General features: G+C 69.4%; 19 protein-coding genes and 2 pseudogenes. 7 read left to right on the top strand and 14 right to left on the bottom strand.

Features of this window, described 5'->3' with window-relative positions:
• Position 1 precedes the first annotated feature (1 nt).
• The gene (locus ACYVDG_RS04645) at positions 2-307 is read left to right on the top strand and encodes a hypothetical protein (RefSeq protein ID WP_460747032.1); all 306 of its coding nucleotides are present in this window, start codon (positions 2-4) and stop codon (positions 305-307) included.
• 135 nt (positions 308-442) lie between these two features.
• On the opposite strand, the gene ACYVDG_RS04640 is transcribed toward ACYVDG_RS04645, so the two are convergent.
• Positions 443-1,513, bottom strand: a complete 1,071-nt coding sequence (locus ACYVDG_RS04640; RefSeq protein WP_460747031.1) for a LacI family DNA-binding transcriptional regulator — start codon at positions 1,511-1,513, stop codon at positions 443-445.
• Between the two features lie 166 nt (positions 1,514-1,679).
• Here ACYVDG_RS04640 and ACYVDG_RS04635 point away from each other — a divergent pair, with 166 nt between their 5' ends.
• The 4 genes from ACYVDG_RS04635 to ACYVDG_RS04620 all read left to right on the top strand — a co-directional run bounded on the left by ACYVDG_RS04635 (position 1,680) and on the right by ACYVDG_RS04620 (position 7,455).
• A complete protein-coding gene (locus tag ACYVDG_RS04635) occupies positions 1,680-2,966 on the top strand; it encodes an ABC transporter substrate-binding protein (RefSeq protein WP_460747030.1) in 1,287 nt (428 codons plus the stop codon).
• A 69-nt stretch (positions 2,967-3,035) separates the two neighbouring features.
• The gene (locus ACYVDG_RS04630; RefSeq protein ID WP_460747029.1) at positions 3,036-3,917 is read left to right on the top strand and encodes a carbohydrate ABC transporter permease; all 882 of its coding nucleotides are present in this window, start codon (positions 3,036-3,038) and stop codon (positions 3,915-3,917) included.
• A gap of 5 nt (positions 3,918-3,922) precedes the next feature.
• On the top strand, positions 3,923-4,807 hold the full coding sequence (locus tag ACYVDG_RS04625; protein WP_460747028.1) for a carbohydrate ABC transporter permease: 885 nt from the start codon (positions 3,923-3,925) through the stop codon (positions 4,805-4,807).
• 17 nt (positions 4,808-4,824) lie between these two features.
• Positions 4,825-7,455 carry a family 78 glycoside hydrolase catalytic domain gene (locus ACYVDG_RS04620; protein ID WP_460747027.1) on the top strand — a complete coding sequence of 877 codons (2,631 nt, stop codon included), beginning with the start codon at positions 4,825-4,827 and terminating at the stop codon, positions 7,453-7,455.
• Positions 7,456-7,597: 142 nt separating this feature from the next.
• Here ACYVDG_RS04620 and ACYVDG_RS04615 read toward each other — a convergent pair whose 3' ends face one another.
• From ACYVDG_RS04615 to ACYVDG_RS04570, 10 genes are all read right to left on the bottom strand, one after another.
• On the bottom strand, positions 7,598-8,017 hold the full coding sequence (locus tag ACYVDG_RS04615; protein ID WP_460747130.1) for a DUF418 domain-containing protein: 420 nt from the start codon (positions 8,015-8,017) through the stop codon (positions 7,598-7,600).
• A 124-nt stretch (positions 8,018-8,141) separates the two neighbouring features.
• A complete protein-coding gene (locus ACYVDG_RS04610; RefSeq protein ID WP_460747026.1) occupies positions 8,142-9,104 on the bottom strand; it encodes an alpha/beta fold hydrolase in 963 nt (320 codons plus the stop codon).
• Between the two features lie 120 nt (positions 9,105-9,224).
• Complete coding sequence (locus tag ACYVDG_RS04605) at positions 9,225-10,034, bottom strand: ABC transporter permease (protein ID WP_460747025.1); 810 nt, start codon at positions 10,032-10,034, stop codon at positions 9,225-9,227.
• Entirely contained in the window at positions 10,031-10,921 is an 891-nt protein-coding gene (locus ACYVDG_RS04600; protein WP_460747023.1) for an ATP-binding cassette domain-containing protein, read from the bottom strand. Before ACYVDG_RS04600 ends, ACYVDG_RS04605 begins: the two co-directional genes overlap by 4 nt.
• A gap of 92 nt (positions 10,922-11,013) precedes the next feature.
• A complete protein-coding gene (locus ACYVDG_RS04595) occupies positions 11,014-11,970 on the bottom strand; it encodes a tyrosine-type recombinase/integrase (RefSeq protein WP_082768409.1) in 957 nt (318 codons plus the stop codon).
• A gap of 299 nt (positions 11,971-12,269) precedes the next feature.
• Positions 12,270-13,697 (bottom strand): chromate efflux transporter, encoded by a 1,428-nt coding sequence (gene chrA / locus ACYVDG_RS04590; RefSeq protein ID WP_061081137.1) that lies wholly within the window; start codon positions 13,695-13,697, stop codon positions 12,270-12,272.
• Positions 13,694-14,125 (bottom strand): chromate resistance protein ChrB domain-containing protein, encoded by a 432-nt coding sequence (locus tag ACYVDG_RS04585; RefSeq protein WP_061081138.1) that lies wholly within the window; start codon positions 14,123-14,125, stop codon positions 13,694-13,696. Before ACYVDG_RS04585 ends, chrA begins: the two co-directional genes overlap by 4 nt.
• Complete coding sequence (locus ACYVDG_RS04580; RefSeq protein WP_358504899.1) at positions 14,122-14,619, bottom strand: Chromate resistance protein ChrB; 498 nt, start codon at positions 14,617-14,619, stop codon at positions 14,122-14,124. Before ACYVDG_RS04580 ends, ACYVDG_RS04585 begins: the two co-directional genes overlap by 4 nt.
• Positions 14,616-14,831 carry a DUF378 domain-containing protein gene (locus ACYVDG_RS04575; RefSeq protein ID WP_168443873.1) on the bottom strand — a complete coding sequence of 72 codons (216 nt, stop codon included), beginning with the start codon at positions 14,829-14,831 and terminating at the stop codon, positions 14,616-14,618. Before ACYVDG_RS04575 ends, ACYVDG_RS04580 begins: the two co-directional genes overlap by 4 nt.
• Positions 14,832-14,880: 49 nt before the next feature.
• The gene (locus tag ACYVDG_RS04570) at positions 14,881-15,846 is read right to left on the bottom strand and encodes a DUF1259 domain-containing protein (RefSeq protein ID WP_358504903.1); all 966 of its coding nucleotides are present in this window, start codon (positions 15,844-15,846) and stop codon (positions 14,881-14,883) included.
• A gap of 104 nt (positions 15,847-15,950) precedes the next feature.
• Here ACYVDG_RS04570 and ACYVDG_RS04565 point away from each other — a divergent pair, with 104 nt between their 5' ends.
• Positions 15,951-16,604: an ABC transporter ATP-binding protein gene (locus tag ACYVDG_RS04565; protein WP_106247094.1), complete on the top strand. Its 654-nt coding sequence runs from the start codon at positions 15,951-15,953 to the stop codon at positions 16,602-16,604.
• Positions 16,601-16,720 (top strand): annotated as a pseudogene (locus ACYVDG_RS04560) (hypothetical protein); the annotation flags it as partial. The gene ACYVDG_RS04565 and the pseudogene ACYVDG_RS04560, both read left to right, overlap by 4 nt.
• Positions 16,721-16,768: 48 nt before the next feature.
• Here ACYVDG_RS04560 and ACYVDG_RS04555 read toward each other — a convergent pair.
• The 3 genes and pseudogenes from ACYVDG_RS04555 to ACYVDG_RS04545 form a co-directional block, all read right to left on the bottom strand.
• Positions 16,769-17,554 (bottom strand): annotated as a pseudogene (locus tag ACYVDG_RS04555) (IS30 family transposase); the annotation flags it as partial.
• Positions 17,555-17,834: 280 nt separating this feature from the next.
• Positions 17,835-18,356: a hypothetical protein gene (locus tag ACYVDG_RS04550; RefSeq protein WP_358504906.1), complete on the bottom strand. Its 522-nt coding sequence runs from the start codon at positions 18,354-18,356 to the stop codon at positions 17,835-17,837.
• Between the two features lie 49 nt (positions 18,357-18,405).
• Positions 18,406-21,027, bottom strand: a complete 2,622-nt coding sequence (locus ACYVDG_RS04545) for a DUF2309 domain-containing protein (protein ID WP_061081144.1) — start codon at positions 21,025-21,027, stop codon at positions 18,406-18,408.
• Positions 21,028-21,099 lie beyond the last annotated feature (72 nt).

Below are 21,099 nucleotides of genomic sequence, written 5' to 3'. Positions count from 1 at the left end.
CATGGCGGACGCTGAGCGCACCGGGGACGGCCGTTACGTCGTGGTCAAGGGACGTCGGTGGCGCGCCAGCGATCCGTCCCTGCCCGACCGGGTACGTGAGCGCCTGGTCGGACATCTGATGTCGGCCCGCCGGGATGTCGCGGCGGCCCTGCGCGCGGAGGACCCCGATGCCGAACGGCGGGCGAGGCGAAGAGTGCAGTGCGCCAAGGAAGGTCTGGGGGAGCGGGGTGCCCCCTGGTGGGAGTTGGCCGCGGACGAGCGGCGCCTTCGCTGGGAGGAGGCGCTCCGGCGCCTGGACACACCGTGACGGTCAGAGTCTCCGGAATACGGAGTTGTGGCTCCCGCCGGGAGCGCGGGGCTCGGGACGGTCGGGCCCCGCGAGGGTGGTGGGGCAACGTTCCGCCGTGGCCGATTCCGCCCTGCACACCTGAGAGGTGCGCCCTCAGGTGTCGGCGACGCCCACGATCGTGTCCGTGCTTGCTCGTGGGATCAGCCGAGGTGAGAGCACGATGGTGCGGTGTTCGTGCTCCGGGTGGCGGGCGACCTCCTCCAACAACAGGCTGGTGGCGATGCGTCCCATCTCGTCGCCGGGCTGGCTCACGGTGGAGATGGGCACAACGTGGTCGGAGGCGAAGTGGTTGTTGTCGTATCCGATGACCAACAGGTCCTCTGGCACCCGAACACCCGAGTACAACAGGGCTTGGACGGCTCCGGCGGCCAGTGCGTCGGAGGCCGCGACCAGGGCGTCGGGCCGTTCCTGTTCCGGGAGGTCGACGATGTCTGATCCTACTGACAGTCCCGCCGGGGTCGTGAGGCGGTCGGTCTCCCACACGTTCAAGGACACTGTCCCGTCCGCCTCGGCGACAGCGCGCTCGACCCCGCGAAGGCGCCCTTCGATGGCGCTCAGTGTGAGTGGGCCGCCCGCGAAGACCAGCCGCCGGGCACCGGCGTCGATGACGTGGGAAGCGGCCAGATATCCGCCCGCCTCCTCGTCGACGACGACCCCGCAGCTTTCCCCGTCCACCCCCGCCCAGTTGACGTAGACGATCGGCAAGTTGCGTCGGCGCACCTGTTCGGCGCGGTCCATCGGCCCGTCCAGCGGGGCCAAGAGAATCCCGGAGACCCGGGACTCTTCGAACAGGTCCAGGGACGAGTCCTGTTTGGCCAGGTCCACGTCGCTGTTGGCCAGCAGGAATCGGACGGATTGCTGGTCGGCAAGGCGTTCCGCGCCGCGCACTATGTCGAGGAAGTAGGAGTTGGCCAGGTCGACCACGACGAATCCGAACGTGTCGGCGTGGCCGACCACCAGCGAGCGGGCGACGTGGTTGCGCACGAAACCGAGTTCCGTGATCGCGGCCTGCACACGTTCGCGGGTCGGTTCAGCCACGACGGAGGGGCGGTTGAGGACGTTGGAGACGGTGCCCCGGGAGACGCCGGCCCTGCGCGCCACATCCTCCATCGTGGGGACGGAAGCGACTCTGCGCGCGTGACCTTCGGTTTCCTGCTCTGCCATCGTGTCGGGAACCCCCACGTCGTCGTTATTGCCAGGATCCACCTTATGGGCGTACGCTTTGGAGCGCTCCAGAGCATGTGTTCCACGGCACACCTGGAGCGGCAATTTGGAGCGCTCCAATTGCGGTGAACGCACGGAGCGCCCACCCCCCAGCAGAGGAGGAATGATGGTCTCTCCAGGAACCGGCCCCCGCCTGGCTGCCCTCGCGGTGGCCGGGGCCACCGCTTTCGCGCTCACCTCTTGCTCGGGTCCGGAGGGGGCGGGGACATCGGACTTCGACCTCCTGATCAACACCGAGAACCAGGAGATCCCCGCGGTACTCAGCACCCTGGCTGAAGAGGAGTGCGCGGCCGAGGATGAGTCCCTGCCCCTCTCAGTCGAGACGGTGCCCCAGAACAATCTCGACCAGCAACTACAGCTGCTCGCCGGTCAGGGCGGTCTGCCCGCCCTCTACTCCGCTGGTAACGCCCCCGCTCTGACGGAGACGCTCGCCGACTCCGGACACGTCCTGGACTTCGAGGAGGCGCTCACCGACCTCGACGCCCTCGACCGGCTCGAACCGGCTGCCGTCTCCACGATCGAGGACCTGTACGGCGGCTTCCGCGTCCTGCCGTTCGAGTACAACATCGAGGGCATTTGGTACAACCAGGAGCTGTTCGCCGAACACGGCGTGGACGTTCCGCAGACATGGGACGAGTTGGTCGCCGCCGCCGAGACCTTTTCCGAGGCCGACGTGCTCCCCTTCTCCGCCAGCGGCGAGCAGGGGTGGCCCATTACCCGCTTCATCGGCAACTACCTCTACCGCGATCTCGGTCCCGAAGCCTTGGAGCTGGTCGCCAACGGTGAGGTCGAACTCACCGACCCCGACTACGTGCGTGCTGCCGAGGCCGTCGCTGACCTCGGGGATGCGGGGTTCTTCGGCGAGGGTGTCGGTTCTATCGACATGGACACCTCCACCAACCGTTTCCTGTCCGGTGAGGCGGCCATGTTCTACATGGGCAGCTGGGCACTGAGCGACTTCAACGACGAGGAGCGCAACGCCATCGGGGAGGACAACATCGGCTTCATGCCCTTCCCCGAAGTCGAAGGCGGTGCGGGGAACAGCGGTCAGCTGGCCGCCAACGTAGGCCTTCCCGTGACGATGAACGCCAGCGCCCTCAACGAGGAAACCGAAGCCTGGCTGACCTGTATCGCCGACCACTACGGCACCACCGCGCTGGAGCAGGAGAACCGGGTGTCGGGGTTCGTCGTGGAGGACGAGGGCACCGATGTACCCCTGCTTACCCAGGAGGTGCGGGATCAGGTCGCCGACACCGACGATCCCGTGCTGTGGTTCGAGGCTCTTTTCTCGACCGAAGCCACAGACACAAGCCAGAACAACGCCGCACCCCTGGTCAGCGGATCGCTCACCGCCGAGGAGTTCATGAGCATGGTCCAGTCCGACCAGTTCTGACCCCGTCCGCCACACCGCGCAGGCACCGGCGGGCTCCGCGCTGTGCCCGCGCACGAAGGAAACCCGACGATGAAGCAGGTTCTCGGCGACCGCAAGGCGGCACTCGTCCTCATCGGTCCGGCACTGGTCGTGTACACGATCGTGATGCTGGTACCGGTTCTCTGGTCGCTCGGCTACATGTTCTTCACCGGCAACGCCATCACCGGCTTCCGGTTCACCGGGCTCGACAACATCGTCCGGCTGTGGGACGACAGCAAGGTCCACGAAGCCCTCTGGTTCACCCTCAAGTACGCGGTCGTGGTAACCGTCGGCCAGGTGCTGGTCGGCTACGCCCTCGCGCTGCTCTACGTTTTCGTCCTACGCCGCTACTCGTCCTTGGTACGGACCCTGGTCTTCTTCCCGGTGGTCCTGCCCACGGTCGCGGTTGCCCTGATGTTCCAACAGCTGTTCGCGATCGCTCCGCAGGACGGACCGGTCAACGCGTTCCTGAACGTGCTGGGGTTCGCCTCCGTCGACTGGTTCGGCGACGGCGGCAGCGCGTTCCTGGTGATCGTGGTCATGGATATCTGGCGGTCCATGGGCTTCTACGGTGTGCTCCTGTACGCCGGCCTGGTCGACATCCCCGAGGACCTCTTGGAGGCTGCCCGGATGGACGGCGCCGGCCGCTGGACGCTGGTGCGCCACATCGTGCTGCCGCTGTCCTTCCCCGTGCTGATCTCCTCGTTGATCTTCAGTATCAACGGGACGCTCAAGGTCTTCGACAGCATCATCGCTCTGACGGACGGCGGCCCAGGTACCTCCACCAGTCCGTTGACCCTCTATATGTTCCAGACCTCGTTCACGTACGGCGAGTACGGCTACGGCAGTTCCGTGGCGACACTGCTCACCCTGCTGTGCCTGGTGGTGACCGTGCTCGTCTTCCGTATCTCGCGCCGTGATCTGACCAGGTGATGCCCATGACGATCCGTGCCCTCCCGTCCTACCCCGCGGGCACAGCGCTGCGGCGCGTACGCAACCCCCACCTGCGTCGGCTCCCGTCCCACCTGCTTGTGGCTCTGCTCCTGGCCATCGTGTTGGGGCCGCTCGTGTGGCTTCTGCTGGGGTCCTTCAAGACCCAGACCGAGTTCCTCGAGGGGCCCGTGTGGGCCCTGCCCGCGCAGTTCAACTTCGACAACTACGTCACGGCCTGGACCACTGGGAACTTCTCCCAGTACCTGCTCAACAGCGTCGTCGCGGTGTTCCCGGCTCTGTTCCTAATGCTGCTGCTGGGAACCGCGGCCGGATTCGCGCTGGAGGTCCTGGTCTGGAAGGGCCGCGGCGGGGTACTGCTGCTGTTCCTGGCGGGGATCATGGTCCCGATCCAGATGATCCTGCTGCCGCTGTTCACGGTCTACTACCGCACCGGGCTGACCGGGACGCTGTGGCCGCTGGTCATCACTTACACCGCAGCCGGCTTGCCGCTGACAGTGTTCTTGATGGCCACCTACTTTCGGGCCGTGCCGCGCGAGATCTTTGAGGCCGCCGCTATGGACGGGGCCGGAGTAATCCGCTCCTTCTTCCTGATCGCGCTGCCCATGATGCGCAACGCAGTCTTCACCGTGGGGCTCGTCCAGTTCTTCTTCTTCTGGAATGACCTTCTCATCGCACTGACCTTCACCAACGTCGGCTCGCTGCGCACCCTCCAGGTGGGCCTGCTCAACTTCACCGGCCAGTTCGGCACCGTCGAGTACGGCCCCTTGTTCGCGGCGATCTGCCTGAACGTTTTCGCCATGCTCATCCTCTACCTCGCCCTCAACCAGCGCATCCAAAAGGGGCTGACTGCGGGATCGATCAAGGGATGACCAGGGAAAGGAAGAGTTTGTCCCAGCACAATCACGTTCGCGTCCCCAGCCCTGTCCGATGCGAACACGACCAGGAGGCTCTGGGCATCGGGGTGGCCGCACCCCGCCTGAGTTGGCAGACCGAGGCGCCCGTCGGCTGGCGCCAGGCCTACTACGACATCGAAGTCCGGCACGGCGAAGGGGCGACGGAGACGGTCACTGTCCACTCTGAGGACCAAGTCCTCGTCCCTTGGCCGGTTGCACCCCTGAACTCACGCGAAAGCGCGCGCATGCGGGTCCGGGTCACGGGCACCGACGGCTCCAACTCAGGCTGGAGCCCGTGGGCCGACGTGGAGGCGGGCCTGCTGCGGGCCGATGACTGGACCGCCCGGCCGGTCCGAGCCCCTTGGCAGGAGAGCCCCAATACCGAGCGCCGACCCTATCTCGTGCGTAGAGAGTTCGATCTCCCCGGGCCCGTTGTCCGGGCCCGTCTGTACGCCACCGCCCACGGGGTGTTCGAGGCAGAGATCAATGGTCGGCGGGTGGGTGACGACGTCCTTTCTCCAGGCTGGACGGCCTACCACGAACGCCTGCGCTACCGCACCTACGACGTCAGCGATCTTCTTCATGAGGGACCCAACGCGATCGGTGCCTGGCTTGCCGACGGTTGGTACCGGGGAAGGCTGGGGTTCAACGGCGGCCACCGCAACCTCTACGGCACCGACCTGTCCTTCCTCGGCCAGCTGGAGGTCGAGCTCGCCGACGGAACGCGGCTGGTGATCGACACCGACGAGGAGTGGCGTGCTCACCACGGTCCGATCCTCTCGAGCGGCCTCTACGACGGTGAACACTACGACGCCCGGGAGGAACACAGGGCATGGACCCGTCCGGGCTTCGACGACTCCGCCTGGCGGCCGGTGATGCCTGTGGAACGGGATCCCGCCACTCTCACGGCCCCGGAGCAGGCGCCGGTCCGCTGTACTGAGGAGATCCACCCCGTCGAGATCAGGCGCACCCGCCAGGGGACCCTGCTTTTCGACTTCGGACAGAACCTCGTCGGCCGACTGCGGGTGCGAGCGGACGGACCCGCCGGGCACACCATCCGCATCCGTCACGCGGAGGTTCTGCAGGAAGGTGAACTGTACACGCGTACCCTGCGCCTGGCCCCTTCCGTGGACACGCTCGTTCTCGATGGCCGCGGCGCCCGGGAGTGGGAGCCCCGGTTCACCTTCCACGGATTCCGCTACGCCGAGATCGAGGGGTGGACCGACGCCCCGGTCCCGGGCGACATCGTGGCCCGAGTACTGCACACCGATATGGAGCGCACCGGACACTTCGACAGTTCGGATCCCCTCCTGAACCGGCTCCACGAGAACATCGTCTGGAGTATGCGCGGCAACTTTCTCGACCTGCCCACCGACTGCCCCCAACGCGATGAGCGCCTGGGATGGACAGGCGACATCCAGGTCTTCGCACCCACTGCCGCATTCCTCTACAACTGTGCCGGTCTGCTCTCCTCGTGGCTGCGCGACCTGGCCCACGAACAGCTCGGCGACGGCACCGTGCCGTGGTTCGTCCCCACGATCCCGGGGGGTCCCGTGTGGACGCCCTCGAGACCCGGGGCGGTCTGGGGCGACGCTGCGGTCCTCACCCCCTGGGTCCTGTACCGACGCTACGCCGACACCGAGATACTCCGGCGCCAGTATCCGAGCGCCAAAGCCTGGGTGGACCTGGTGGAACGCCTGGCCGGCCCCGATCGCCTCTGGAAGGAGGGATTCCAGCTGGGCGACTGGCTCGACCCCACGGCTCCCCCCGAGGACCCGGCAGCGGCAATGACCGACCGGCACTTGGTGGCCACCGCCTACTTCGCCCACTCCGCCCGGCACTTGGCCCACACGGCCCGTGTGCTCGGTCAGTCCCGGGACGCCGCGTACTACGGCCGCCTGGCCGACGAGGTGTGTGAGGCGTTCATGGGTGCCTACGCGGGTGAGGACGGGCGGATGAGCAGCGACACCCCCACCGCCTACGCGCTCGCTCTGGCCTTCGACCTCGTGCCGACGGACTTGCGGCAGAGCACGGGGGACCGCCTCGCCGCGCTGGTGCGCCAGGGCGGTCACCGCATCTCCACCGGGTTCGCGGGTACCCCCGTGGTCTGCGATGCCCTCACCGACACTGGACACCTCGAGACCGCCTACGACCTGCTCCTGGAGGAAGGGTGTCCATCCTGGATGTACACCGTGCTGCAGGGTGGAACCACCATCTGGGAGCGGTGGGACAGCATGCTCCCTGACGGCACGGTCAACCCTGGCGAAATGACCTCGTTCAATCATTACGCGCTAGGGGCGGTCGCTGACTGGATTCATCGGGTCATCGGGGGGATAGCACCGCTGGAGCCCGGTTACCGCCGGGTGCGGTTCGCCCCCCGCCCCGGCGGTCGGCTCACCCATGCCCGGGCCGAGTTCCAGTCCGGGTACGGCACCGTCGCCTGTGCCTGGGAGTTGGCGGGAGGGGAACTCCGCTGTGACGTAGAGGTGCCGGTGGGCGCCGGTGGATCGGTGGAGCTTCCCGGTGCGGAGGCCGTCGAAGTCGGCCCCGGCCGCCACAGTTTCCGCTTGGACTTTGACGGGGGCACTGCTAGGAAGAACGGAGGCGCTGCTGTGAAGAGTTGACCGTTCGCACCAAGGCCGAAGGTCATCTTCGTCCGGTGGCCGCGTGGTCGGGGACCCCGGGGTGGATAGGCGGGCTGCTTGGTGCCCGCCGGTTATTCGACGAGTGTGCACTGGGGGCGGGCGCCGCGGAGCTCGGAGTTCGTCAGCTTGGGCGCCGGACCAGCCGACGCATCAGTGTGTCGGCTGGTCCGCGGTTCCCGATGCGTTCCAGCCGCGCCGCCACGGCAACTCCGACCAGCCAGACCGTACCCCCTACGCACAGCGCGCCGAGACTGTCCAGCCTCGGACCCGCTCCGCCGAGCTGGGGATGCAGTATTGCCGTGACCAGCACAGAGTTGAGCAGGTAGACGGTGAGTGAGCGCTGCCCGGCCGATGCGGCAGCTCGTACAACCGGCCCCCTCCGCGAGTCGAGCCGGATGCTCAGCAGCCTGAAAGCGGCGGCGTATCCGGCACCGCCGAGCACACCGGTGAGTACCTGCACCGCCATCAGAGCACCCTGCGAAAGCCACTCGGCCCGCAGGGTTCCCACGGTGATCAGCGCCGTGGGTAGAGCCCCGAGCAGGGAGACGCTGATGTCGCTGAGGAGGTGATAGACGGGCTGGGAGGCCTATGAAGGAATCTCATAGCGCATCCGGGCACCCGCCTGCCGCGTTGCCAGCGGTCAGCCTGGTGCCCGGGCCCTCGACCTACAGCGTCCCGAGGAAGTCCAGCAGGGCCGCGTTGACCTCTTCCGGGCGCTCCTGCTGGGTCCAGTGGCCGCAGCCGGGCAGGGTGATGTCGGCGTGCAGCTTGGGGGCGATCATCGGCAGCATCTCCCGCAGCTCGGGCACGCCCTTGAGCGAGACCACCATGTCCTTGTCACCCACCACGTACAGGGCCGGAACCTCGATGCGCAGCCCCTGGAAGGCGGCCATCAGCCCCTGGTTGCGCTCGATGTTGCGGTACCAGTTGAGCGGCCCGGTGAAGGCGTCCGGGGCCGAATAGTCCTCGGCGAAGACCGCGACGTCCTCGGCGGTCAGCCAGGCGGGAAGTTCGGCCGGTTCGGGCAGCGAATCCACGAGCCCCGTGCCCTCGGGGACGATCCACGGACTCGGCTCGTCCGAGGGACCGTCGCCCGAAGCCCCCACCAGCAGGCGCCGGATGGTCGAGGCCGGGTCCGCCGACAGTTCGGCGTCGGCCTTGCCGGGCTCCTGGAAGTAGACCTGGTAGTAGCGGTCCCCATAAATGGCGCGGGACGAGGTGATGGACGGCATCCCCGTCGGCGGCAGCGGAGGCACGCTGAGCCCCACCACGGCACGGACCAGGTCGGGGCGGAGCAGCGCCGTGGTCCAGGCGACCGGCGCACCCCAGTCGTGCCCGACCAGCACGGCTTCTTCGGCGCCCAGCGCGCCGATCAGCGCGGTGACGTCGCCGACCAGGTGGGGGAGGGAGTACTCCTCGACGCTTGCCGCCCGGTCGCTGCGGGCGTAGCCGCGCTGGTCGGGCGCGACCACCCGGTACCCGGCGTCGGCGAGGGCGTCGAACTGGTGCCGCCACGAGTACCAGCTCTCGGGGAAGCCGTGCAGCAGCAGGACCAGCGGGCCCTCACCCTGTTCGGCGACGTGCAGGCGGAGGCCGTTCACCTCGACGTGGTGGTGCTTGATGGTCAACCCGACTCCTCTCGTGTCCTACCGAGCCCCGTTCGGGACCGGACCGGCGGAGTCAGCGTAGGGGAGGCGGTCCCACGTGAACAGGGTGAGGGGCGACAGGCGGGGCCCAACGGGATCCGGTCAGCGTTCGCGGTTGAAAGCCCACACCGCCAAGGGCGCGAACACCACGACAAGACCCGCGGACCAGGCCAGGGTCAGGGTGGCCGCGGCACCCATCGGGGCGCCGGTGAGCAGGGCCCGGGCGGCGTCCATGGCGTGGGTGGCCGGGTTGATCCCGGCCCAGGTCTGCAGCCAGCCGGGCAGCGTGTCGATCGGCGCCGCCATGCTGGTGCCCAGCAGCAGCGGGAGGATAGAGATGAACGTGATCGCCATGACCCCGCTCTCGTCGCGCAGGAGCACGCCCACGAACACCATCACCCAGCTCAGGGCGAAGCCGAAAGCGATGGCCAGGGCTGAGGCGGCCACCGCGGAGGCGGCGTCGGTCTCCACCCGGAACCCCATGAGGAAACCGATCGCGAAAAGGAGCAGGACCGTGATCACGTACCGGGCCAGGTCGGCGAGGACCGAGCCTAGCAGCGGAGCTGAACGGCCGATCGGCAGGCTGCGGAACCGGTCGTAGACGCCCTTCTTCATGTCGGTGTTGATGGTCAGCCCCGAGGAGAGCATCCCGGCGATGCCCGCGCCCATGACCAGCACCCCGGGGAACAGGTACTGCAGGTAGGCGTCGGTGGAGCCCGACACCGAACCGCCGAACAGGTACACGAACAGGACCATGAATATGGCCGGGGTCATCACTCCGTTGACCAGCGAACCAGGGTTGCGCAGGGATTTGGCCAGACTGCGCCGGGCGAGGACGAGGCTGTGCCGGGCCAGCGGCGCGGGGCGGCGGGTCGGGGCCGATCCGTGGGCGATGCGGGTTGGGGCGCTCATGCGGTGGGCTCCTTCGCGGTGTCTCCGGTGCCGCCGGAGTCGTCGGCGCCATCGGTGTTCCGGGGTGCGGCGTCCTTCCGGGCGGTGCCGGTGAGCGCGAAGAACACCTCGTCGAGGCCGGGCAGGTGGAGGGAGAACTCGGTGACGGAGATCCCCTGTCCGCGCAGGTGAGCAGCTATCTCCCAGGCCACGGTGTCGCCCGCGACCGGTACGGACAGAGCCTGTCGTCCGGTGCGTTCGGGGGCCCGGCCCGCAACCCGCTCCATGACGGCGGCGGCCTCCCCGATCCGGGACTCGTCGGCGGGCCGCAGCGACACGGCCTGCCCGCCCACCACGCGCTTGAGCTCGGCGGGTGTGCCGTCGGCGATGACTCGGCCGTGGTCGATCACCGCGATGTCGTCGGCCAGGGCGTCGGCCTCCTCCAGGTACTGGGTGGTGAGCAGGACGGTCGTGCCCTCGGCGGTGAGTTCGCGGATCATCCGCCACAGGTCCTCGCGCTTGCCGGGGTCGAGGCCGACCGAGGGTTCGTCGAGGAAGACCACGCGGGGCCGCCCCACCAGGCTGGCGGCCAGGTCAAGGCGGCGGCGCATCCCGCCGGAGTAGGTGGCGACGGGTCGGGCCGCGGCGTCGGCCAGTTCGAAGCGGTACAGGAGCTCGCGGGCCCGGGCGGTGGCCTCGGACCGGCGCAGGTCCAGCAGCTGGCCGATGAGGACCAGGTTGGCCCGGCCTGAGAGCTCCTCGTCGACCATCGACTGCTGCCCGGTGAGCCCGATCAGGCGGCGCACCTCCGGGGCCTCGCGCACCGTGTCGAATCCGCCGACGGAAGCGGTGCCCGCGTCGGGTCGGGCCAGGGTGGGGGGCGACCGGAATACGTGACGAAGCGGCAACAGAGCTTATGTCCCCTGGTGAGGCTCCTCCACCGGCACGCCGTCCGGCTGGCCGTCGACGACGGTGAGAAGGGCACGACGTTGATCGCTGTTCAGCGGCGTGGAGCGCGCCGGTTGTACGGGTCGTGTTCGGCGGTGATCCGGGCAGCGGTCTCCTCGCCCAGGCGCACGTACTTGCCCAGGGTGGCCAGGTGGGCGTGGCGTGATTTGGCCTGGAGTTCGGGGGCGCTGCGGCCTTCGGCGGCCAGGTGCTTGAGGGCGGAGTGGCGCAGTTGGTGCAGCGTCCACCCCTGCCCGTGCGGGTCGTACTTCTTCGAGGCCTGCTTGAACAGGTACTCCGCGCGCGGGTAGGACAGCCGTCCCCGGCCGGTGGTGGGGTCGACGTCGGCCAGGGCGCGGGCTCGGGCGCCGGCGGTCGGGGAGCGGCGGTTGGAGCAGAACACCGGGCCTGTGGTGCGCCCGTTCAACAGCCGGGGCAGCAGGCGGGCGGTGGGGGTGGCCCAGTGCACGTACTCGATCGCACCGCCCTTGGAGCGAACCCGGGCCCGGCGCATGGCCATGTCCAGGTCACCCACGTCCAGGGTGAGGATCTCCTCAGCGCGGGCCGCGGTCTCGTACAGCATCCGCCACAGCACCTTCTCGCGCAGCCTCACGTCCGGGTCGGTGAACAGGGCTTCCAGCCGGGCGGCGGGGACGGACTTGTCACCGCGGCGGGGCTCCTTGCGCCGCTCCAACAGATGGGTGGGGTCGGTGGTGAGCCACTCCCGGCGCGCGCAGTAGGAGGCGAAGGAGCGCAGGGCGGCCAGGTGCTTGTTCCACGTGGCCGGGGCCGCGCTCTCCCAGCGGGCCAGGGCGGCGGCCGCCGCGTCGGGGGTGAAGGCAACCTCGACCGGCGCGGAGGGTCCGCACACGGCCGCCTGCTCCAGGGCAACAAGGGTCTGGGCGTAGGCGCGGCGGGTGTGCGGCTGGCCGCGGAACCGGTCCAGGAACTCGGCGCTCGCCTGGGCGAGGGTGAGGGCGCCGGGGCGGGGCAGGGGGTGGACGGTCACAACACCTCCCGGCTGGTGTGACAGAGAATGTTACGGAGTCACCTGCGGCCGGCGAACACCTCGACGCAGGCCGCGCCGGGCACACCCGGATCCGTGTGACAGAGAATATTTGATTCTCTGTCACACGGCTTGTCGGTGTCAGCGATGCAGCATCAGGGCTGGAAGTGCGTGCCGTCATGCTCACATGTCTTTGCGGTTCGTCGCGCCTCCGGGATTTCAGGTCAGTGCGCTGACTTCCACGTGCCAGGACGTCTCTGCCGGTGCACGCGCAGCCGTCGGTGGAGTCCGTCTGGCCCGGTTCACAGCGGCAGCAGGGTGCTGGCCAGGCCCAGGGCGGCGCATACGCCCAGCACCCGCAGGATCGGCCAGCGCAGGGCGAAGGTCAGCATGAGCGCGATGAGGGTGATGACCACCGCGACCGGGCTCACCGAGGCGACCTCGGGCACGGTGATGTGCAGGGGGCCCCAGTCCCAGGTGCCTGTGGTGGTGAACAAGGTGTTGAGGGCGAAGTACAGGGCGAGGTTGGCGATGACGCCGACCACGGCGGCGGTGATACCGGTCAGCGCCGCCGAGATCGCGGTGTTGTGGCGCAGGCGTTCGACGTAGGGGGCGCCCAGCAGGATGAACAGGAAGCAGGGCACGAAGGTCACCCACGTGGTCAACAGCGCCCCCAGGGTCGCGGCGGCCCAGGGGTCCAGGGTGCCGGGGTCGCGGTAGGCGGCCAGGAACGCCACGAACTGCACGACCATGATCAGCGGGCCCGGGGTGGTCTCGGCCAGGGCCAGGCCGCGCACCATCTCTCCCGGCGCCAACCACCCGAAGGTCTGCACGGCCTGCTGGGCGATGAAGGACAGCACCGCGTAGGCGCCGCCGAAGGTCACCACCGCGGTGAGGGAGAAGAACAGGCCCTGGGTGGTGAAGATGCTCTCGGATCCCAACAGCAGGGCCACTACGGCTACCGGCGCCGCCCACAGCCCCAACCCGATGGCCAGGATCCTGGTGAAACGGCTCGCGGTGGGCCGGTCGTGGTGCAGGGCCTCGTCGGAGATCAGGGGCGCGGGCCCGTCAGCGGCGTCGCCCACGCGGGCGGGGCGGGCGAAGTCGGGGTCGCGGCGTGAGAGCAGCCAGCCGACCAGGGCGGCCAGGGCGATCACCAGTGGGAAGGGCACGGCGAACAGGGCGAGTGCGGCGAAGGCGGCCACGGCCAGGGTGATCAGGGCCGGGTGGGTGAGTGATCGTTTGGCCACCCGTAGGACGGCTTGGGCGACGATGGCCAGCACGGCCGGGGCGAGTCCGGCGAAGGTGGCGGTGACGGCGGTGGTGTCGCCGAAGGCGACGTAGATCGCCGACAGGGCGCCCAGGGCCAGGATGCCGGGCAGCACGAACAGGGTGCCGGCCGCGATGCCGCCGCGGGTGCCGTTGAGCAGCCAGCCGAGGTAGATCGCGAGCTGTTGGGCTTCGGGGCCGGGCAGCAGCATGCAGTAGTTGAGGGCGTGGTTGAAGCGCTGCTGGCCGATCCAGCGCCGCTCCTCGACCAGGGTGCGCTGCATGACGGCGATCTGCCCGGCCGGGCCGCCGAAGGTCTGCAGGGAGACCAGGAACCACACGCGCAGGGCCGTGCGGAAGGGGACCAGGTCGCCCACGGGCGCGGCGTCTCTCCGCGCTTCCCCGGCGCCGCCGGGGGCGTCGTCGGATTCGGTGGTGGGGTGGTGGGGGTCGGTGCTCATGCGGGTTCCCGTCCCAGGAGGCTCTGGCGCCGGTAGTACTCGTACAGGCCATCGAAGAGGGGACCGGTGACGGCCAGGGTGCGCTCGTCGCTACCGGTCATCGACAAACCGCGCAGGACCACGTCCAAGCCGGGGGCCTCGGGGGCGTCGTAGCGTTCGTCGTCCAGGTCGGCCTCGTGGACGACCTCGGCGATCTTCCACAGCGCCGCGTCGGTGAGGTCGTAGCGGCGCAGGATGGTCTCGAAGCTGCAGTCGCCGCCGTGGTGGCCCAACTCGACGCCGCGCATGTCGAAGGCGGTGGCCTGCTCGGGCACGTCGGCGGGGTCGGTGACGAACACGAACTCGGCCTCGGGGTCGATGCGGCGGCGGATCAGCCAGGCGCAGGCGGCTCGGTCGATGTGGATACCGGCGCGGGTGGACCACTTCATGCGCTCTCCTGTTCGGTGTGGTCTGGATGTAGGGCCTCGACGGCCTCGCGTGCGGTGCGGCGCTCGGGCGGGGGGAAGTAGTCGCGGCGGGCGATGCGGCGCAGTTGGGTACGCAGCCGGCGCATCGCCCGGAGGCGTTCGGGTTCGGGCAGGCTACGGGCGTGGGCGGCCTCGGCCCGCACGGCGCGGTATTCGGCCGCGCGGGCCTGGGCCATGGTCTGGGCCAGGTGATGTTCCTGGGCCCGGGCGGTGGGCCGGGCCAGCCACACGGTGGCCGTCCCTCCGGCCTCCACGACCTCCTCGGCGATCCAGTCCAGGTGTTCGCGGGTGCGCGCATCGGCCGGCAGCGCGACCAGGCCGTCGCTGATCTGGGCGACCCCGAGCTGTTTGAGTTTGCGCCACACGCTGATGCGGGGGGTGGAGGGCTCGCGCGGGATCCGGTAGCTCAACAGCACCCACTCGCCCGGCCCCTGCGCGGCGGGCTCAGCGTTCATTGCCGGGCCCGTCTGCCCACACCGATCACGCGGGCGATCCAGTACAGTCCGGCTGCGGCGATGAGGATGAACACCGTGTCGTCGAGTGGGTCGGCGATGGGTTCGAGCAGGCGGTCCAGCACGTTGACGTCGGTGACGAACGCCCCCCAGGCGAACGCGCCGATCAACAGCAACACGAAAGCAACCCAGTCCAGCGCGTTTTGCGGTCGCAACGCAGGGACTCCTCTCCTGGTGTGGTCCTCGATCGATCGGAAGTGGCCGCTAGCCGGTGGGCTCGACCTGGTGCTGGTCCACCGCGTTCCTCAACGCCCTGGCGAGCGTGGCCGCGTCATCGTTGGCCCAAAAGTGCATGTAGAACAGACGCGGTTGGTCGTTGAGGGCGTGGTTGTGCAGCGCGACGATGTCGATGCCGCCCTCCCGCAGCGCCTGGATCACCCCCTGGACCTCGTCAGCGGTCATGACGAAGTCGCCGTTGACCGCCGCCTTACCCCCGCCGGTGGGCTGGAAGTTGATCACCGTGGCCACCCCCATGCCTGAGGGCAGCACGTGGTCACCGGAGGTGACCTGGCCGGTGCGGGCGAAGGAGAACTTGTACACCCCGCCCTGGGCGCGGCCCTGGGTGCCCATCGCCTCATCCACGGCCGCGGTGTCCAGATCCAGCTCCTGCGACGGCCCGTCCTGGGCCTCGCGCGGGGTGGCGGTGGCCTCCAACGCCTCGTCGACCCCTCGCGCGAGCGCGGCCGCGTCCTGGCCGTGGGCGTGGAAGTGGGTCCACCACACCGCGGGCTCGTGGTCGAGCAGGTGCTGGTGCACCGCGGTCTGGTCGATGCCGTTGTCCTGCAGGGCGTCGGTGACCCCGGGCAGCTCCTCCTCGGTGACCACCAGATCGCCCATCATCATCGTCGTGCCGTCCTCATAGCGGGTGAAGGCCGCGTAGGAGCCCAGGGCGAACCCCGCTCCGATCTGCACCCCCCGGGAGGTCACGTCCAGGTCGGAGCGGGGAAAGCCCACCCGGTAGACCGTGTCATCGGAGAGCTGTCCCTCCCGTCCCAGCGCGTCGGCCACCTGCGCCCAGTCCTGGGCCTGTGTGGTGGCCGGCTCGACCAGGGCCTCGGACGATTGCTGGTCCTGCTGTTGCTGGTCCGCCTGGCCCGCCGAGCAGGCACTCAGCACAACCACCAACCCCAGCGCCAGGGCCGCCTTCGACCTGCTGTGGTGCGTGATCACATCCACTCCTTCCCCCGTACCTCCACCGAACATGTAACCATGGTTTCATAACTATCCGTATGTGGGGTGTAGGAAACAGGGAGTGTGCGGGCGTGGTGTTCTCCATGACCGGTGTCGGATTCGACCAGCAGGGGGCTCCCCTCCTCGACGGGATCGACGCCGAGGTCGGCCAGGGGCGCCTGACCATCGTCACCGGCCCCAGCGGCGCCGGGAAGACCACACTGCTGCGCCTGCTCAACCGTCTGGCGGAGCCCACCCGCGGGCACCTCGCCTTCCACGGCCGCCCGCTGGCCGAGACCGACGTGCTCGCCCCGCGCCGCCGTGTGGTGCTGGTCGCCCAGCACCCGGTACTGCTCACCGACAGCGTCGCCGCCGAACTGCGCGTCGGGCGCCCCGACCTCGGCCAGGCGGCTGCCGCCGATCTTCTGGGTCGCCTCGGCCTGCCGACCGGTCTTCTCCACCGCCCCACCGCGGGCCTGTCCGGAGGCCAGGCCCAGCGCCTGTGCCTGGCGCGTGCCCTGGCCCTGCAGCCCGAGGTGCTGCTGTTGGACGAACCCACCAGCGCGCTGGACGGGGCCGCCGCCCGGGTCGTGCCCGAGGTGGCCCGCACCCTCACGGCTGCCGGAACCAGTGTGCTCGCCGCCACCCACGGCCGCTCCTGGATCCGCGCCGCCGACGCCGTACTCGTCCTCGACCACGGCCGCCTGGCCGCACACGGGCCACCCCAGAGCCTGGACTACCTGATGGAGGGACCATGACCGCGGCACCGTCATGGGGCGTGGTCGCGCTGTGCACCGTCTTCGTCGCGCTGGCCCTGGCACTGGCCCATGCCCAGCGTCTGGCCCTGAGCCGGGATCTGCTGTGGGCGGCGGTCCGCGCCGCGTTGCAACTGGCCGCTGTCGGCGCGGTGCTGGGTGTGCTGTTCGCCGTGGCCGGGCACCGCCCGGTCGGCGGCCTCGGCCGGGCGCTCGCTGATCATCACCATGTTCTTGGACATGCGGGGCTGGCGGGTGCAAGCGGAGCGGCGGGGCCGGCGCATGGTGCGTCCGGTGCGCAGCAGCTTGGCCAGGTCGCGGCGCAGCTGGCCGCGGCCCTGGACGTAGAGGGCCTGGTAGATCGTCTCGTGGCCCACGCGCATCTCCTGGTCGTCGGGGAAGTCCCGGCGGAGCAGGTGAACGATCTGCTCGGGGCTCCAGCGCTGATCCAGGCGCTGTTGGACATACTCGCGCAGCCGCGAGTTGGCGTCGAGCTTGCGGGTCTTGGGTCGCTTCCTGCGCTCGTCCGTGCGGACCTGGGCGGCGTAGGGGCCGTACCGGTGTTTCTTGATGGAGGCGTAGTAGGAGCGGTTGCGGCGGACCTCGCGGCTGATCGTGGACGAGGCCCGGTCCAGCTCGGCGGCGATCGAGCGGATCGAGGACCGCAGACGCAACATGTCGGCGATCTGCGTCCGCTCCTGCTGGCTCAGGAAACGCGAAGAGCCCGGAGAGGCCCCGGGGCCCCTGAGGGGTGCCACGGGCCTCTCCAGGCTCTTGTGCGCTCTGCGACCGTTGCGCCAGACCTTGCCGGTACGCCGGTTGATGCCGACGATCCGGCAGGCCTCTCTGCTGCTGTAGCCCTGGTCCGTGAGCCGGAAGTATTCCTCCCGCTCACGGACGAGCTTCTTGCGCCCCTGCGGTATCCGGCGTTCTTTGCGGATCTCGTCGTCCATCGCACCCCTTCAGAGATGGGGTGTTGCAACGACCACTAGAACTCAAGGGCCAGCTAGGGGGCGTTTCTCTAGGCGGTGACGTTCCCTCAGGCCAGCGGGACGTGGACTGAAGGTCAAGGACCTGTGAAGCTGGCCGCGGTGGCCTGAGGGCCTCACGGCGTGTCACCGCTCCGGCTTGACAACTCCATCGGGAATCTCCTCGACTCGTGATCGATGACCGGGACGGGCACCCCGGTCGCCTGCCCTGATGCGCTGGGTGATGCGGTGCACGGAAAGGCGATCACCCTTCCGTGGTCTTCAGCGGCCCGACGATTCCTCGTTCTCGGTCATCGACGTACCAGTGCTCGGTGATCAGCCGCGGATACCGGGCCTGTAGCGCCGCCATGCTCGTCTCCACGGCATCGTCCTCGGCGAATACGGGAACGAACGCCTCCGGAACGGCCGGTTCGGGCGCTGCGTCCGCCACCAGGGCATCGAGGATCCGGTTGCGCAGCTCGAACGGGTCCTGTGTTTCCCGCAGGGCGGGCCCGTCCGTCCAGCACAGGGTCCAGATGCCCGCCAGCGAGAACGACCTCTCGATCCCCACCGCTTCAGAGGGCGGTTGAGAGGGGGTGACGTCAGCGGCGCCAGGGAGCAGGACGGGCAGCCCGGCTTCGAGCTCGGGGCGGATCCACAGTCCGAGCAGCCGGTTCGATCCCGGTTCATCCCCGAACTGCCGTCGATGGTTGACCAGATAGTCGCTCACGTTCTCGACCGCGGACCTGACGTCGTCCACGCTTCGAACCAACAGGAGCATGTTCATCGGGTACTTCCCTTTCCTGGAGTGAAGTGGCGCTGCACGTGCCCGATCGTCATGTGCTCAGCGGTGCGGACGGACAGCTGCCCTCGGGGGTGACCGTGGCCGGAAGCCAGGGCCGCCAACCGGTGGAGGTGTAACGGAGCCAGGGTTCATCGGGGCGCTCGCGTGCGGCGAGACCGACCCAGTCGTGGTCGAACATGTGGCGCAGCACGGTGTGACGCGCAATGAGGGTGTCCAACCGCTGCAAGGGTGCCTGCACGATGGCGAGCAGGCGTTGCGGTTCGTGCCTGGTGTGGTGGCCGTCGGTGAGGGACTGCCAGGGCAGGCCGGACCGAAGGTCGCCGGTGTGACCGGTCATGACACCGAGGCCACCGCCGACGACATTGTGGAGGGCCTTGCTGCCGGCGCCGAAGGCCTGGGGGTCGGTGGCGGCGAAGTAGTACTGGCTGTTGATCCAGTGCGCGACGACGAGCGGCGCCGTGAGGATGGTCTCCAGGACGGTGCCGGCCGGGTCGAGGTCGGGGTCGTAGTCGTGGAGGAACAGACGGCCGTGCAGGTCGATGCCCCGGGTGAGGGCGCGGGGTGCGATGAGGAAGGCCGCGTTGTCGGCCAGACCCCATTCGGGGAAGACCTGGGCCCAGTCACGGGCGCGCGTGCGGGTGTGGCGCGCCGCGTGCCGTGGGCGGGGCCGGGAAGGTGCGCCCGGTAGGGTGGCGCAGCGCTCGGCGGCCAGGTGTGCGCCGGCCGTGCGAAGATCGGCGGTGAGCCGGTCGACGTCCCGGCGGTGGGTGTCGGGCAGGAGGTGGGTGTCCAACAGGCGCACGGTGTCGGTGGTGGTGTCGTGTTCGGCCGGAACGAACCGGGTGTCGTCGGGAATGCCGATGCCGCGTTCGGCGAGATGTCGGCGAACCTGCGGATCGTTGAGCAGGGCGGCGGCGGCGCGGGCGTTGGGACCGCCGGGGTGCCCCCCGCATGCACCGCAGTCCAGCGCGGCCTGGTAGGGGTTGTTGTCGGTGTGGGCACGGTGCCCACAGAATACGACGAGGCGTGCGAACCCCTGGGTCAAACCCATCAACGTGAGAATGCCTTCGGCGGTCGCGGTGCGCTCCTCGGAGGTGAAGGCGTCCTCGAGGGAGATCTCGGTCGCAGGGTCGGGGGTGATACGGCGGGTCCACCACGCGCGGGCGGCGCCGACGGCACCGGGAGCGAAGGTCTTGGCCGCGGCCAACGGGCCCAGGAGCCAACCGGCCGATTCGGCGAGCACGAACGGCGCCACCAGGTCGTCCTTGGCGGCGTGCAGGGAGTGGTCGGCCGCGGCCAGTACCCGGCGGCCGGTCAGCGACCGTTCGGCCGCGCGCCGTCGACCCTCGCTGGGGCGTTCGGTGACGGTGTGCCGGGGCGTGATCGGGCCCGGGCACTGGGCACGAGCGGTTCCTCCGGCGAGGTCGCGGTAGCGCATGGCGACGGCGAAGAATCCGGCGAAGCCCAGGGTCTGGTAGTCACCGAGCGCTTCCAGGTGGCGACGCAGTCCCTCGGAACGGGGATCGATGCAGCACACCACCTGTGCCCGCGGAGGGGCGTCGGTCCACTCGGGCACCGAGCGGCTCAGGGTGCGCAGCAGTCGGCTCCGGTAGTGGTCTTCGTAGGCGTCCAGCCAGACGAGGGCTCGTTGCTCCACCGGGAGTCGGTCGAGGAACCGCGCCAATTCGGTGCGCTGTGCCGCGTCGGTGTCGGTGATCTCCAGGGCCGCCAGAAGGTGGCGGGCCCGATCGTCGGGTTCGGTGGTGGCCTGCCCGGTGTCGAGCAGGTCGGCGGAGGCCGAGTTCCACGCCGTACCGTGGGTATGGGTCTCGGTGAGCGCGGCGGCTTCGGTGGTCAACCGCAGGGCGAGGTAGGCGACCAGGTCGATACCACTGCCCTGCAGTTCGCCCCGCCAGCGGATGTGGGCGGCGAATCCGGGAAGGCATGCCAGATGGGCCTGGAGATAGCGGGTGCGCTGGTCGTCCGGGACACCGAGGGCGGCCAGAGCCTCCGCAACGGCCTGCTCGGCCCGTTCGGGCAGGTCCCGAAGACGTGTACGCACGCGCCGCGGCAGGGTCGTGTCGTGTGCGGCCAGAGCCCGCCACGCGTGGTAGAAGCCTCGGTCGCGGCCGGGCATCCGCCAGGTGGACTGGCCCTCGTCCAAATAGGCCGAGCACCACTGGATCGTGTGGGTGTCGAGGAGGGCGGCCATGTCCGGGGCCAGCGCTTCAGTCGCTGTGCGTGCCTGGCGGATCGGCGGGGGGTTGGTGATGCCCTGGTGCAGATCGGCCGACAGGAGTTCGACCGGGTCGTAGGGCCGGCCGCCGAGGGTGAGCGGTCGGCATCGCAGCACCTCGGGGTGGCGGCGGATCAGCGCGGCACGCACGTCGTCGTCGGTGATCCGCCCGTGCCGCCAGGCCGCCCGCAGCCAGCTCTCGTCCGGGGTGACCCGCGCTCCGAGCAGGTCCGCGGCGGTGATGGCCGCGTCCGCGAACGGGCGGTCCACCAGGCCGGACAGTGGGTTGACCGCGATGAAGTCGGCGAGCGGCCAGGTCGGCGCCAAGAACGCGGCGGCATCGGCGATCACGGCACGCACGGCGGCCGCCGAGGTGGCGGTCTCGGGAGCGGCCTTGGTGATGGGTCCGATGGTCATGGGTTGCGACTCCTCCTGCTGTGATGACGGTGGCGGAACGCGCGACCGCGTGAAGCCCTGGGTCCGCGCTTC

It is taken from the genome of Nocardiopsis oceani (genome assembly GCF_054777395.1).
The sequence above is the reverse complement of the archived record's forward strand: the minus strand, read 5'-3'. Positions and strand labels throughout refer to the sequence as shown.